A 12968-nucleotide genomic window follows, 5' to 3' on the forward strand; every position below is an offset into this window, starting at 1 on the left:
CGGTCAGCGCTCGGACCTGGGGAGGGACCGAGCCGTACGCACGCGGCGGGAGCGGTGAGTTGAGCAAGGGCGGGGCGTCCATACCGGACGAGGAGTGGGAGCGTTTCCTGAGGGAGGCCGAGGCCGGGGGCCGGGGAGCGCCCGAGGAACCGTCGGCCCGGGCCCGGATGGTGGCGCAGCGGCTCCAGGAGGGGTCCGGCCCGCCGGAGGGGTGGCGGACGTACACGCCGGCCCGGCGGCGCAGGGGCAGGGGCTGGGCCGCGCTCGGCCTGGCGGCCGCCGTCGCCGTGGTGGTCGTGGCCGTGGGCCCCTGGGGGATCGGCAGCTGGTTCGACGGCGACGACGGTGCGAGCGTCACGCCCCTCGCCGCGGAGTCGGAGCGCCCGACCGGTGCGCCCGCGCAGGAGGCCGCGGACCGGCCGCCCACCTTGGACGAGCCGTTCAGGGGATCCCCGGCGGCGCGGTGGAGCGACGGAACGGCGGGCGTCCACCTGCCCGAGGCGCGGGCGACCGGCTGGATGAGCAGGGCGGAGGTCGCGGACGCGCTCGCGAGGACCCGGGACTTCCTCGCCGCGTCCAGCCTCGACCCCGCCGTACTGCGCGGCGAGCGGCCGGACAGGGCCATCGCGCTGATCAACCCGCACCAGGCGGATGTGCGGGGCTTCCTCAAGAAGGCGCTCCGCGCACCCGATCGCGAGAACGACCCGCTCCTGCTGTTCAGCCGCTTCCGGCCCTCCCATGTGCGGCCGGCCGGGGACGTGGTCAAAACCCGCGGCCGGGTCACCTTCCGGGAGGGCGAGCGCGGTGCGGTGCGGGTGTCCACCGACGTCACCTACGTCTACCCGGTCGTGCGGGCCGAGGGGGACAGCGACGAGGTCGCGCGCACCATCGTGCGCCGCGAGGTGGTGATGAGCTGGGACGACCCGGCGAAGATCGTGGTCGAGCCGGGGACGTTCTCCCTCGTCTCCTACAAGGCGGACACCACCAACGGCGGTTGCGACACCCACACCGGCTATCTGACCCCCGCGTTCCTCGCCGAGCGCACCGACGCCGGGGCGCGCGACGGTGCCGAGGTCGACCCGTACGACCGGAGCACGACGATGGAGGAGCGTATGCGGGAGGGCTGCGGGACCGCCGCCCGCTCCTGAGGAGGGACGTTCCCGCGCCCCCCGCGGGCATCCGCGGTGAGGTCGGCGCGGCCCTGGTGAACGACCGGGGCCCGCGCAGCGCACGCCTCGAACTCCGCCTGGAGGAGGGCCTACAGGCCTATGCCTTCACTTTCGGGTGAGCCCCCGGACGGGGCCCGGACCTCGTTGGCCTTCGGGTAGGCGCCCGTCTCCAGGGCTTCGCAGAGCGCGGTGACGACGGTCGGACGCGGTCCCGCGCCGCCGGCGAGGAGCTGGTTGGCGCGGACGGCGAGCATGGCGCGGACCTGCCGCGCGGGCAGCTCCTCGCCGATCGCCCCGGCGTGGCTGCGCAGCAGGCGGAGTCCGTGTCCGGAAGCGGCCCCCGTGGGCACGGTCTCATTCCGGTTCGCCCCCACGCCGGTGGAACGACCGTAGACGCGACCCCACGAAGCGATTTCCCGCGCGGCGTTCCAGGAGACTTCCACGCGCTTCACGCCCTCGGCCCCCGGAACGTGGACGTGGCGAACCTCTTCACCACCGACACCGACATCGCCGCCGAGGGCTGGGTCGTCCTCACCGGCCCCAAGAACCTGATCCCCGGCCAGCACGTCGTTCCGCTCATCGCCGACCGCAAGGCCGACTCGACGGTCCGCAAGGCGCTCGCCCGCCTCGGGGCCGTACTGACGACCGAGGACCTCACCGAGCTCAACCGCCGGGTGGACAAGGACCGGAAGGACCCGGAGGACGTCGCGAACGACTGGGCGGCGGGGCACGGCATCACGAAGTAGCCGCGACCGGCGGGGCCTCCCTGCCTCCCGCGACCGGCCGTCATTCCCAGGGCCGCTTCTTTCGCGGTCTCACGCCGGTCGGACGCGGGGCGGACCCTGCGCGCTCTCGACCGGACGCGTTGTGCGTCACGCCGGGACCGGGCCGGGGCTACCGCCCGAGCAGCGCGGCGACGGTGATCAGCACGGGGACGGAGAGCAGGGTGGACAGCAGGATCGACTCCCTGGCGAACCTCTCGGCGACCCCGTAGTGCGAGGCGTACGTGAAGAGGTTCTGGGCGGCCGGGAGGGCCGCGATCACGACGACGGCCAGCAGCGCCTCGCCCCGCAGCCCGAACAGTCCCGCGCCGACGGCCCAGGCGACGACCGGCTGGGCGACCGTCTTCAGCAGGGCGGACAGGTACAGCGCCCCCGGGTCCTCGCCCCGGCCCGGACGTTCGCCTCCGTACAGGGATATCCCGAAGGCGAGGAGCACCGCCGGGACGGACATGTTGCCGATGAGGACGAGCGGCTCCAGCAGGGGTCCGGGCAGGGTCCGGCCGGACGCGGCCACGGCGACGCCGGCCAGCGATCCGATCGCCATCGGGTTGCGCAACGGGGTGGTCAGCCGCCGGAGGACCGAGACCGGTTCCCCGGAGCGGCCGAGGTCGAGGACGGTCAGGGCCAGCGGGGTCACCACGATCTGCTGGAGGAGCAGCACCGGGGCGACCAGCGAGGCGTCTCCGAGGACGTAGACGGCGATGGGGATGCCCAGATTCCCGGCGTTGACATAACTGGAGCACAGGGCGCCGATGGTGACCCGTCCGGCGTCCCAGCTCAGGAAGAGCCCGGCCACCACGACGAAGACTCCGGCCGCGGCGGCCGTGGCCGTCGCCGTGACCAGCAGGCGTGTCGACAGGACGACGGACAGGTCCGCGCCCGCCAGCATGGTGAAGAGGAGGGCCGGTGTCGCCACGTTGAAGGCCAGCCGGGTCAGCACGGTGCGGCCGTCCTGTCCCAGATATCCGCGGCGGCCTATCACGTACCCGACGGCGATGACAGTGGCGATCACCGTGAAGCCGGTGAGGACTCCCTGCATGTCTTCCTTGCGGGTGGATCAGGTGCGGTGGGCGGCCGGATGGAACACCCGGTTCACGTGCGGTGGGCGGGCCGGGCGGAACACCCTGGTCAGGTGCCGGACAGCGTCTCAGACCGGCGGTCGCGCCCCCGAGGCGGGGTGGGGCGCGACCGGTGGGCCGCCGCCTGCCGGTTCAGCGCCGGGCGGTATCGCCCGCGCCGTCGCCAGGTCCATGGGCCGGTGCGCCGACGCAGCGGGCGGTCAGGGCGGTGGGGGCGGTGACGGCGGTGCCGCCCACGACGCTGTGGGCGCTCTCGGGGGTGTGCCGAGCAGGCGGGTGTCCTGGACATCCCGCGCTTCGGCCGTTCCCACCCGATCGGGTCAGCGTCACCGCCCTGCGCTCGCGGCGGATTCGCCCCGCCCGGGGCGGTCCACTGCCCGTCCCACGTCCTGCGCCCTCGGCCCCGGACGTCGTGATGGGACCCGCACACCCGACAACAAAGCCATCAACACCCCGATATGCCCGATCTCGTAAATCGCCTTAGCCTGCTGACACTGCTCGGATAGTCGACAGCCGGCGCCGTCGGCGGAGGGCGAGCTCCCATGGCTGAACTACGCAGGAAGTCCGGACTGCTCGGCGAGTTGTCCGCCGAGTTCGCGGGCACGATGATCCTCATCCTCTTCGGGTGCGGAGTGGTCGCCCAGGTGGCGGCGGGCGGAGCCCTCACGGATCCGGCCGGCGGGCTCGGGGACCATGACAGCATCGCCTGGGCGTGGGGGCTGGGCGTCACGCTCGGCGTCTATGTGGCGGCGCGGCTGAGCGGGGCCCATCTCAATCCCGCGGTGACGCTCTCCCTGGCCGCGTTCAAGGGGTTCCCGTGGAGCAAGGTGGCTCCGTACGCGCTGGCACAGACGGCCGGCGCTTTCGTGGCCGCGCTCCTCGTCCGGTGGAACTACAGCGAGGCGCTGGCGAAGGCCGACCCCGGGCACACCATCAAGACGCAGTCCGTGTTCTCCACCCTTCCGGCCAACGGCAACCCGGCGCTGCCGGTCCACGAGTGGGGCGCGTTCCGCGACCAGATCATCGGCACCGCCCTGCTGCTGCTCCTGATCATGGCCGTCACGGACCTGCTGAACACCCCGCCCGGTTCGAACATGGGTCCGTTCATCATCGGGCTGATCGTGGTCGCCATCGGGATGGCCTGGGGGACCAACGCGGGTTACGCGATCAACCCGGCCCGTGACTTCGGCCCCCGGCTGGCGAGCTTCCTCACCGGCTACGGGGGCGCGTGGCGGGACCAGTACGGGAATCTCTACTTCTGGGTGCCCATCCTCGGCCCGCTGATCGGCGGCCTGCTCGGAGCGGGCCTCTACAGGGCCCTCATCGGACGCTTCCTGCCGTCCGCCGCGCCCGAACCGCCGGGACGCGTCCCGGCGCCCTCCAAGGACTGACGACTTCCAAGGACTGACGACACCGGCCGGAGAGGCGACACACATCATGGCGGACTTCATCGGCGCGGTGGACCAGGGGACCACCAGCACCCGGTTCATGATCTTCGATCACGGCGGCAACGAGGTCGCCAAGCACCAGCTGGAGCACGAGCAGATCCTGCCCCGCTCCGGCTGGGTGGAGCACGACCCGGTGGAGATCTGGGAGCGCACCAACTCGGTGATCCAGAACGCCCTGCGGCACGGCGGTCTCTCGGCGACGGACCTGAAGGCCATCGGGATCACCAACCAGCGCGAGACCACGGTGGTCTGGGACCCGCGCAACGGGCGGCCCTACTACAACGCCATCGTGTGGCAGGACACCCGTACCGACGCCATCGCGGCCGACCTCGAACGCTCGGGGCGGGGAGAGGTCATCCGCCGCAAGGCCGGGCTGCCGCCGGCGACGTACTTCTCCGGCGGCAAGATCCAGTGGATCCTGGAGAACGTCGACGGCGTACGGGAAGCGGCCGAGGCCGGTCACGCGATCTTCGGCAACACGGACGCCTGGGTCCTGTGGAACCTGACCGGGGGTCCGAACGGCGGTATCCACGCCACCGATGTGACCAACGCGAGCCGCACCATGCTGATGGACCTGGAGACCCTCGACTGGGACGAGGAACTCCTGGGCTTCTTCGGCATCCCCCGGGCGATGCTCCCGAAGATCAACCCCTCGTCGCATCCGGAGGCCTACGGCTCGACCCGCACCTCCCGGCCGCTGAGCGCCGCCATTCCCATCGGGGGCGTCCTCGGCGACCAGCAGGCGGCCACCGTCGGCCAGGTCTGCTTCGCCCCGGGCGAGGCCAAGAACACCTACGGGACCGGCAACTTCCTCGTGCTCAACACCGGCACCGAGCTGGTCCGCTCGGAGCACGGGCTCCTCACCACGGTGGCCTACCAGTTCGGCGACAGCCCGGTGGTCTACGCGCTGGAGGGATCCATCGCCGTCACCGGGTCGGCGGTGCAGTGGCTGCGCGACCAGATGAAGATCATCAAGTCGGCGCCCGAGAGCGAGGAGCTGGCCCGGAGCGTCGAGGACAACGGCGGCATGTATTTCGTGCCCGCGTTCTCCGGCCTGTTCGCACCGTACTGGCGGTCCGACGCCCGCGGCGCGATCGTCGGTCTGGCCCGGTACAACGACAACGCCCACCTGGCACGGGCCACCCTGGAAGCCATCTGCTATCAGAGCCGCGATGTGGTCGAGGCCATGGAACAGGACTCCGGGGTCCATCTCGACGTGCTCAAGGTCGACGGCGGGGTCACCGCCAACGACCTCTGCATGCAGATCCAGTCCGACGTCCTCGGCGTTCCGGTCAGCCGTCCCGTCGTCGCCGAGACGACCGCGCTCGGCGCGGCCTACGCGGCGGGGCTCGCCACCGGCTTCTGGCAGAACACCGACGAGCTGCGCACCCAGTGGCACGAGTCGAAGCGCTGGTCGCCCCAGTGGTCCGAGGAGCGGCGTGCGGACGGCTACGCCGGCTGGAAGAGGGCGGTGGAGCGCACCCTCGACTGGGCCAAGGTCCCCTGACCATCACCGGCCCCCCGCCGCCGGGTGGCGGACCGGGCGCCCTCGCATAGGTTGGCCGTCCCAGCCGACGCACCGCGACGAGGACCGCCCCCATGCGCAGCAGTACCAGGATCCGCCTGATAGAGCCCACCGACGCGGCCCCGATCGCCGCGCACCGGGTGCGGGACGCCGATGCCTTCCGACGGTGGGAACCGGCCCAGCCGGCCGACTACTTCACCCCGGAGGGTCAGGCGGAGCGGATCGAGGGGCTGCTGGCAGGACACCGGGCCGGCACCGTCTGGCCGGGCGTGGTGCTCGCCGGCGACCAGGTGATCGGGCAGGTCACCGTGGGCGGCATCCTGCCGCAGCCACATCTGCGCCGCGGCTCCGTCGGCTACTGGATCGCCTCCGTCGCCCAGAATCTGGGGCATGCCGGGAGCGCCGTCGGGCTCGCGCTCCGGGTGATGACGGACGAGCTCGGCCTGCACCGCGCCGAGGCGTCCACCAACCTGGAGAACCTGCCGTCGCAGCGGGTGCTGCGCCGCAACGGGTTCACCCCGTACGGCGTCGCGCACTCGGCGATCCTTCTCGACGGGAGCTGGCGGGACGGACTGCTGTGGGAGCGGATCCTCGGCGACTGACCAGGTCACAGCGTGATCGGACGGAGGGGGCGCTCCTGCGACCGCGCTTGGATGTGGGCCACTAAGTTGATTAGTATGCGTGGCTCGGCCTCCGAACGGCCGGTCGCCCGCCCGGGTCACCGGTGGAGGTGTCGCTGAAGCCGCCCTCCCCCGGCGGTACTTGACGGCCCATGGACCGTCGGGCAGCGGCCGAGGAAGAAGGAGCCCGCCTCAGTGGCGTCCCACCGTCGTCCCAAACAGCCCCGTCACGGATACACGTCCGTGCTCACCGCGACCGCTGCGGTGACGGTCGCGCTGTCGGCGCAGTCGGCCTCCGCCGATCCGCTGCCGGACCCGAACAAGAAGGGTGTCCAGGCGCAGATCGACCGGCTGTACGAGCAGGCCACCCAGGCCACCGAGAAGTACAACGGGGCCAAGGAATCGGCCGGGAAGCTGCAGAAGGAGGCCGACAACCTCCACGAGGAGGTCGTCCGCAAGCAGGCGGCGCTCAACGAGCTGCGGCAGCAGCTCGGTTCGGCGGCCACGGCCCAGTACCGCAGCGGTGGTCTCGACCCCTCCCTCCAACTGCTGCTCTCCGCCGACCCCGATGCCTACCTGGACCAGGCGTCGGGCCTCGACCGGCTCAGCGCCCGGCAGTCGGACACGCTCCAGCGGTTCCTCTCGCAGCAGCGTGCTCTGCAGCAGCAGCGCGCCCAGGCCGCGAAGAAGCTCGGCAGCCTCCAGGAGACCCGCAAGGAGCTGGGGAGCAAGAAGGAGGAGATCCAGGGCAAGCTGGCGGAGGCGCAGAGGCTCCTCAACACGCTCACGGCCGAGGAGCGGGCCGAGCGGGCCGCCACGGAGGAACGGGCCAACCGGGCGAGCGAGCGGACCGAACTCGCGAGCCAGCAGGGCGAGTCGGGCAACGAGGCCAGCGGGTCCGGTCGTGCGGCCGCGGCGTTCAACGCGGCGAAGAGCAAGGTCGGCATGCCGTACGTGTGGGGCGCCACCGGTCCTGGATCCTTCGACTGCTCCGGTCTGACCTCCTGGGCGTTCCAGCAGGCCAACGTCTCGCTGCCCCGTACGTCGCAGGCCCAGGCCAACGCCGGCACCCGGATCAACTCGATCGGTGCGCTCAAGCCCGGCGATCTCGTCATCATGCGTACCGACCTGAGCCATGTGGGCTTCTACGCCGGGAACGGGCAGATTCTCCACGCGCCGAAGCCCGGCGCCCAGGTGCGGTACGAGTCGATGGCCCGCAGCGGGATGCCGTTCATGTGGGGCGTACGGATCTGAGGCCGTCGGCCGGTTCGCAGCCGTGGGCGGCGGTCACCACCCCAGTCCGGCGTGACAGGTCAGCAGTACGGGGAGCACGGGCGTGATCACGGCGCCCGTGCCGACCGCGCAGCGCAGGGCGGGATGCGCGCGGCGCGCCGGGGCCAGCACCCGCCGGAGGCGGACCAGCACCGTCCGGCCGCCCGCCGCCAGGGCCCCGTTCGGGGCCTCGCCCGCAGCCAGGGTGAACATGGCGGCGGCCAGCGCGCCGCGCGGGCAGCGGCGCAGCGCGTGGTCGTCGGCGGCCATCTCCAGCAGCAGGGGTATCTGCTGCTGGAGATGGCCGCCGAGCGGCACACCGGGGAAAACCCGGGTGAAGGCCTGGGCGGCCGCGAGGACGAGGTGGTGGTGGCCGCGGATGTGGGCCCGCTCGTGTTCGACGACGGCGTCGAGTTCGCCGCCGGACAGGAGGCCGACGGCCCCGCTGCTGAGGACGATCCTCGGGTGGCGGCCGGGCAGGCAGTAGGCGGCGGGCTCGGGGTGTTCCACCACGGTGGCCCGCGAACAGGCCGAGCTGCGGCCGACCTTGTCCAGGATCTCGCGGTGCCGGGCGCGGGCGGCGTACGCCCGCCCGGTGTGGTCGGCGAAGCCGGCGAGGTGGGCGACGACCAGGACGGCGACCGCGGCGAGCCCCGGGCCCGGCAGGAGGCCGCCGCCGGACGCTCCGAGGCCCAGGGCCGAGCGGCAGGAGTAGAGGATTCCGTGCAGGTGTGCCCCCGGGGTGGTGAGGTGCAGGGCGGCCAGGGCGACGCAGACGGAGAAGGACGCGGCCAGCGCGAACCACACGGCGACCGCCAGCAGCGGTGACCGCTGGGGCCAGCCGCTGCGGAGCAGCGCGCGCGGGGCCAGGACGCCGACGGCCGCGGCGTAACCGAGGAAGAAGGGGACGGCGTTCACAGCGCGCCGCCGCGGCCCGTCGCGCGCAGCGCCTCGCGGAGCGCGGCGACTTCCTCCTCCGTCATCCGCTCCACGAAGTGCACGAGCGCCGCCGAGCGGTCCCGGCTCGTTCCCAGGGCGTCCTCCATCAGGGCGGCGGAGTAGGCCTCGCGGCTGCGGACCGGTGTGTAGAGCCACGCCACCCCCCGCTTCTGCCGGGTCAGCCAGCCCTTGTTGTAGAGGATGGTGGCGACGGTCATCACCGTCGTGTAGGCGGCCGGGCGGCGGAGGTTGATGTCGTCGACGACCTCACGGACCGTCGCCGGCCTGTCCCACGTCCACAGGCAGTCCATGATTTCGGCTTCGAGCTCTCCGAGCCGTCGCATTCCCCGTCCCCAAATTCCGTGCGCCGTCGCGCCCCCGGGAACCATCATAGGTTCACGCCCGCCGCCCTCCGACGGCCGCGACGGACCGCGCCTGCCGGCAGGTGGCGCCGGGCGTCGAGCAGCCCCCGAACCTCAGGGAGTACCCGTGCTGACCACGGATGCGCACGGCCGGGCCGTCCCCCGGCGTGACCGGCACGCGCGCGAGGACGACGCCGGGCAAATCGCCGGGCTCCAGGTCGCCGCGTGGCGCGCGGCATACGCCGGAATTCCGCCGGCCGCCGAGCTCCACGCTCTCGACACCACCGCCCTCACCGGCCTGTGGCGCGACCGGATCGGGGCCGGCGCCGCGGGCGGAGCCCAGGTGCTCGTGCACGACGACGGCCGGCGCATCGCCGGCTTCTCGTCCTTCGGCCCGGCCCGCGACGACGACCTCGGGCAACGGCCCGACGTCGAGGAGCTGTACGCGTTCTACGCCCGACCCGACTGCTGGGGCACCGGGGTCGGACGCAGCCTGATGCGCTCCACGCTGTCCGTCTGGGCGGAGCGGGGCACGCGGGCGGGATATCTCCGGGTGCTGGAACGCAACACCCGGGGCCGCGACTTCTACCGGAAGGGCGGCTGGCGGCAGGACCCCACGGCCGCCCCTCCGGCTCCGCCCAGGATGCCTTGGAGATCCGGTACGAGCTGACCGGAATCAGGGCGGGGACCTCGGGGGATTCGGAGGGACTCGGGACGACGCGGCGGTGAACGCGGCGCGCATGCGTGGGCGGTGGACCGCTACCGCCGCCCTTCTCCGCACCTCCGCCCGGGGCAGGGCGCTACCACCCCCGCCGGGACTCCCGCACCAGCAGCACCAGGAGGTACGCCCCGCCGACGCACACGGTGACCGCGCCGGTCGGCAGCACCACACCCTCGATCGCGTGCTGCGCCGCGATGTCGGCGCCGAGCAGCAGCAGCGCGCCGACGAGCGCCGAACCGGTGAGGTCGACGGAGGTTCCGCGGCCGGTGAGGCGGCGGGCGATCTGGGGTGCGGCCAGGGCCACGAAGGCGATGGGGCCCGCCGCGGCGGTCACCGCGGCCGTGGCGGCCACGCCGAGGACGACCAGCAGCAGTTTCGTGCGCTCGACGCGTACGCCCAGCATCGCCGCCGTGTCGTCGCCCAGTTCGAGCCATCGCATCCGGCGTTGCGCCACCGGCGCCGCCAGGGCGACCAGCGCCAGCAGGACGGAGGCCATCGTCACGGCGGGCCAGCCGATGGCGCTGAGCGAGCCGGCGCCCCACACCGCGGCCCTCAGCGCGGTGTCCACGTCGGCCTTCGCCGAGAACCACGTGTTGACCGAGGACAGCAGCGCGCCGACCGCGATCCCCACGATGATGAGCCGGAAGCCGCGCACCCCGCGTCGGAACGCCAGCAGATACACGGCGAGGGCGGTGACGAGGCCGCCGACGAGGGCGCCCGCCGCGAGCGCCGAGTAACTGCTCGCACCCGCGAGCAGCGTGACGACGACTCCGGTGTAGGAGCCGGTGGTGAAGCCGATGACGTCGGGGCTGCCGAGCGGGTTGCGGGTCAGGGACTGGAAGACCGCGCCGCCCATCGCGAGGGCGGCCCCGAACAGTACGGCGGCGACGATGCGCGGCGCCCGCCACTCCAGGACGACGGTGCGGACGCTGTTCCCGGCGGTGCCCGACAGGACCGCGGCCAGGTCGCCGAGGCTCAGCGAGTAGCTGCCGAGGGTGAACGCCCACAGGGCCAGCGCGAGCAGCGCCGCCGACAGCAGTCCGCACACCACGACCCCGCGGCGGGTCGCTCGCAGGCTCAGGGACCCCGCCCTGAGGACGAATGTCCCGCTCACAGCTCTCTCACCCGGCTTCCGCGCACCAGCAGGATCAGTACGGGCGCGCCGATGAGCGGCATCATGACGCCGACCTGCAGCTCGGACGGGATCACGATCAACCGGCCCAGTACGTCGGCGTACAGCACGATCGCCGGGGCGAGGACGGCGGAGTGGACGAGGATCCAGCGCCAGTCGGGTCCGGTGAGCCAGCGCACGGCGTGCGGCACCATGAGGCCGACGAACATCAGCGGCCCCGCCGCGGCCGTGGCAGAACCGCACAGCAGGGCCACCGCGATCACCACCCCGCACCGGGTCGCGCCGACTCGCAGCCCGACGGCCCGCCCCGCGTCGTCGCCGAGCGCGATCGCGTTGAGCGGGCGCGCGCAGAAGGCGGCGGCCAGCAGTCCGGCCAGGACGAAGGGCGCGATGTCGGCGGCGGTGCCTGTCGGGCGGTCGGTGATGGTGCCCGCTCCCCAGAACCGCATGCGGTCGAAGGTCTCGGTGTCGATCAGGGCGAGGGTCTGGGAGATCCCGAGCAGGACCGCCGTGAAGGCGACCCCGACGAGGGTGAGGCGCAGCGGTGTGGGCCCGCCCCGGCCGCCGCTCGCGGCGAGGTAGACCACCGCCGAGCCGACGACGGCGCCGACGAAGGCGAAGGGCAGGTACTGGTCGATGCGTGTGACGCCGAAGACCGCCACGGCCAGGGTGACGGCGAAACTCGCGCCGGCGTTGACGCCGAGGACTCCGGGGTCGGCGAGCGGATTGCGGGTGAGCGCCTGGATGAGCGCCCCCGCCACGCCCAGGGACGCGCCGACGACGACGCCGAGCAGCGTGCGGTCCACGCGGGCGCCGCTGATCGTGGCGTGCGAGGCGGAGCCGTCGGGGGCGGTCAGCGCCTGCCACACCACGTCGAGGGGGAGCAGTGCCGAGCCGATCGCGACGCTGAGCACCACCGCCACGAGGAGCGTGGCGACGGCGACGCCCAGGCCGAGGAGCCGGCGGGTCCTGCGACGCGACGACCTCGACGGCGTGGCCGGTGGTGGCGCGGTCGTCGGGGCGAGCGCCTGTGCCATCTGTTCTCCCTGTGCAACCCGCCATCCGGACAGGCCGGAGTGCCGTGCGTGATCGACGTACATGAACTGCTGGACTGCCGGAACCGCCCGGCTCCCGGTTCAGCGGCCGCCGAGCGCCCCCACCGCGTCCGTGGTGAGCGCGCTCACCGGCACCCCGGACTCGCGGCTCAGCGCGCGCAGCAGTCCGGCCCGGGTCGCGTAGCCGGCCGCCCTGGCCGCCGCCGTCAGCTCGCCTCCGCCGCGGAGGTGTTCGACGGCGGCGTTCATCCTGGCCCGGTTGCGCCACCGTGTGAAGGGCAGTCCGGTCTCGTCGAGGAAGACGCGCTGCACCTGGCGAGGGCTCATCCGGTGCTGCTCGGCGAGCCGTTCCAGGGTCACGGAGGGAGCGCGCAGGGCCTCGCGGGCGAGTCCGCGCACCGCGGGATGGACGGGCAGCACGACCGGGAAGTACTGCCGGGAGATGCCCTTCAGTACGCGGCCCAGCTCCTGACGGAACGGCTCGACCTGCTCCGGCGTGGTCGGCGCCGCGCCGAGTGTGGTGGTCATGACCTCGACGATCGCGGGTACTGCCCCGAGTGGCTGAACCCGACATCGTGGCTGGTCAGCGGGGTCGAGGAGGGGGCCGAGAGCCATGCCGCCCGGCTCGATCCGCAGCGCGTGCGGCACGCGCGGAGCGAGCCAGAGGGCCTCGTGCCGCCCGAGCCGCCACTCCTCGCCGTCGGCGGACAGGCGGGCACGGCCGGTCACCAGGTAGACGAGGTGCGGCGCGTCGTGCCGGTGCGTGTCGTGCCCCAGAAAGCGAATGGCGTTCTCGGCGACCACGGTGCCGAGGGATGTCGTCGGCAAGCGTGCCTCCCGTTGTGCGGCGCGTCGTGTCCGTCA

General features: G+C 72.9%; 12 protein-coding genes and 2 pseudogenes. 7 read left to right on the forward strand and 7 right to left on the reverse strand.

Translation table 11 applies throughout. The features are described 5' to 3' along the window. Nucleotides 1-59 precede the first annotated feature (59 nt). Nucleotides 60-1148 (forward strand): hypothetical protein, encoded by a 1089-nt coding sequence (locus ACH4RG_RS31290; protein WP_398540570.1) that lies wholly within the window; start codon nucleotides 60-62, stop codon nucleotides 1146-1148. 161 nt (nucleotides 1149-1309) lie between these two features. Here the strand turns inward: ACH4RG_RS31290 and ACH4RG_RS31295 are convergent. Next, nucleotides 1310-1621: pseudogene (locus tag ACH4RG_RS31295) on the reverse strand (aromatic amino acid lyase); the annotation flags it as partial. On the opposite strand from ACH4RG_RS31295, the pseudogene ACH4RG_RS31300 reads away from it, so the two are divergent. Then, nucleotides 1622-1915 (forward strand): annotated as a pseudogene (locus ACH4RG_RS31300) (glycine betaine ABC transporter substrate-binding protein); the annotation flags it as partial. It lies immediately after the preceding pseudogene. 148 nt (nucleotides 1916-2063) lie between these two features. Here the strand turns inward: ACH4RG_RS31300 and ACH4RG_RS31305 are convergent. Next, nucleotides 2064-2990, reverse strand: coding sequence for an AEC family transporter (locus tag ACH4RG_RS31305; RefSeq protein ID WP_397923616.1), 927 nt, complete (start codon nucleotides 2988-2990; stop codon nucleotides 2064-2066). Between the two features lie 582 nt (nucleotides 2991-3572). Here ACH4RG_RS31305 and ACH4RG_RS31310 point away from each other — a divergent pair. The 4 genes from ACH4RG_RS31310 (at nucleotide 3573) to ACH4RG_RS31325 (ending at nucleotide 7877) form a co-directional block, all read left to right on the forward strand. After that, complete coding sequence (locus tag ACH4RG_RS31310; RefSeq protein ID WP_397923614.1) at nucleotides 3573-4421, forward strand: MIP/aquaporin family protein; 849 nt, start codon at nucleotides 3573-3575, stop codon at nucleotides 4419-4421. Nucleotides 4422-4467: 46 nt separating this feature from the next. Further along, the gene (gene glpK / locus ACH4RG_RS31315) at nucleotides 4468-5985 is read left to right on the forward strand and encodes a glycerol kinase GlpK (protein WP_397931462.1); all 1518 of its coding nucleotides are present in this window, start codon (nucleotides 4468-4470) and stop codon (nucleotides 5983-5985) included. Nucleotides 5986-6077: 92 nt separating this feature from the next. Next, complete coding sequence (locus ACH4RG_RS31320; RefSeq protein WP_397923610.1) at nucleotides 6078-6605, forward strand: GNAT family N-acetyltransferase; 528 nt, start codon at nucleotides 6078-6080, stop codon at nucleotides 6603-6605. A 213-nt stretch (nucleotides 6606-6818) separates the two neighbouring features. Beyond that, nucleotides 6819-7877, forward strand: a complete 1059-nt coding sequence (locus tag ACH4RG_RS31325) for an NlpC/P60 family protein (protein ID WP_398540571.1) — start codon at nucleotides 6819-6821, stop codon at nucleotides 7875-7877. 33 nt (nucleotides 7878-7910) lie between these two features. On the opposite strand, the gene ACH4RG_RS31330 is transcribed toward ACH4RG_RS31325, so the two are convergent. After that, nucleotides 7911-8813: a M56 family metallopeptidase gene (locus ACH4RG_RS31330; RefSeq protein ID WP_398540572.1), complete on the reverse strand. Its 903-nt coding sequence runs from the start codon at nucleotides 8811-8813 to the stop codon at nucleotides 7911-7913. Continuing rightward, nucleotides 8810-9178, reverse strand: coding sequence for a BlaI/MecI/CopY family transcriptional regulator (locus ACH4RG_RS31335; protein WP_397923604.1), 369 nt, complete (start codon nucleotides 9176-9178; stop codon nucleotides 8810-8812). Before ACH4RG_RS31335 ends, ACH4RG_RS31330 begins: the two co-directional genes overlap by 4 nt. 145 nt (nucleotides 9179-9323) lie before the next feature. Here ACH4RG_RS31335 and ACH4RG_RS31340 point away from each other — a divergent pair, with 145 nt between their 5' ends. Next, nucleotides 9324-9866: a GNAT family N-acetyltransferase gene (locus ACH4RG_RS31340; protein WP_398540573.1), complete on the forward strand. Its 543-nt coding sequence runs from the start codon at nucleotides 9324-9326 to the stop codon at nucleotides 9864-9866. A 130-nt stretch (nucleotides 9867-9996) separates the two neighbouring features. On the opposite strand, the gene ACH4RG_RS31345 is transcribed toward ACH4RG_RS31340, so the two are convergent. From ACH4RG_RS31345 to ACH4RG_RS31355, 3 genes are all read right to left on the reverse strand, one after another. Further along, nucleotides 9997-11031, reverse strand: coding sequence for a FecCD family ABC transporter permease (locus tag ACH4RG_RS31345; protein ID WP_397923600.1), 1035 nt, complete (start codon nucleotides 11029-11031; stop codon nucleotides 9997-9999). Next, complete coding sequence (locus ACH4RG_RS31350; protein WP_397923598.1) at nucleotides 11028-12086, reverse strand: iron chelate uptake ABC transporter family permease subunit; 1059 nt, start codon at nucleotides 12084-12086, stop codon at nucleotides 11028-11030. Before ACH4RG_RS31350 ends, ACH4RG_RS31345 begins: the two co-directional genes overlap by 4 nt. Before the next feature lie 99 nt (nucleotides 12087-12185). Beyond that, nucleotides 12186-12932 carry a helix-turn-helix domain-containing protein gene (locus ACH4RG_RS31355; protein WP_397923596.1) on the reverse strand — a complete coding sequence of 249 codons (747 nt, stop codon included), beginning with the start codon at nucleotides 12930-12932 and terminating at the stop codon, nucleotides 12186-12188. Nucleotides 12933-12968 lie beyond the last annotated feature (36 nt).

This window comes from Streptomyces sp. NPDC021019 (assembly GCF_044333295.1).
GTDB lineage: Bacteria > Actinomycetota > Actinomycetes > Streptomycetales > Streptomycetaceae > Streptomyces.

Coding starts and splice junctions, on each gene's coding strand:
- ACH4RG_RS31305 (WP_397923616.1), bottom strand. CDS start 2,990: ATGCAGGGAGTCCTCACCGGCTTCACGGTGATCGCCACTGTCATCGCC.
- ACH4RG_RS31310 (WP_397923614.1), top strand. CDS start 3,573: ATGGCTGAACTACGCAGGAAGTCCGGACTGCTCGGCGAGTTGTCCGCC.
- glpK (WP_397931462.1), top strand. CDS start 4,468: ATGGCGGACTTCATCGGCGCGGTGGACCAGGGGACCACCAGCACCCGG.
- ACH4RG_RS31320 (WP_397923610.1), top strand. CDS start 6,078: ATGCGCAGCAGTACCAGGATCCGCCTGATAGAGCCCACCGACGCGGCC.
- ACH4RG_RS31335 (WP_397923604.1), bottom strand. CDS start 9,178: ATGCGACGGCTCGGAGAGCTCGAAGCCGAAATCATGGACTGCCTGTGG.
- ACH4RG_RS31350 (WP_397923598.1), bottom strand. CDS start 12,086: ATGGCACAGGCGCTCGCCCCGACGACCGCGCCACCACCGGCCACGCCG.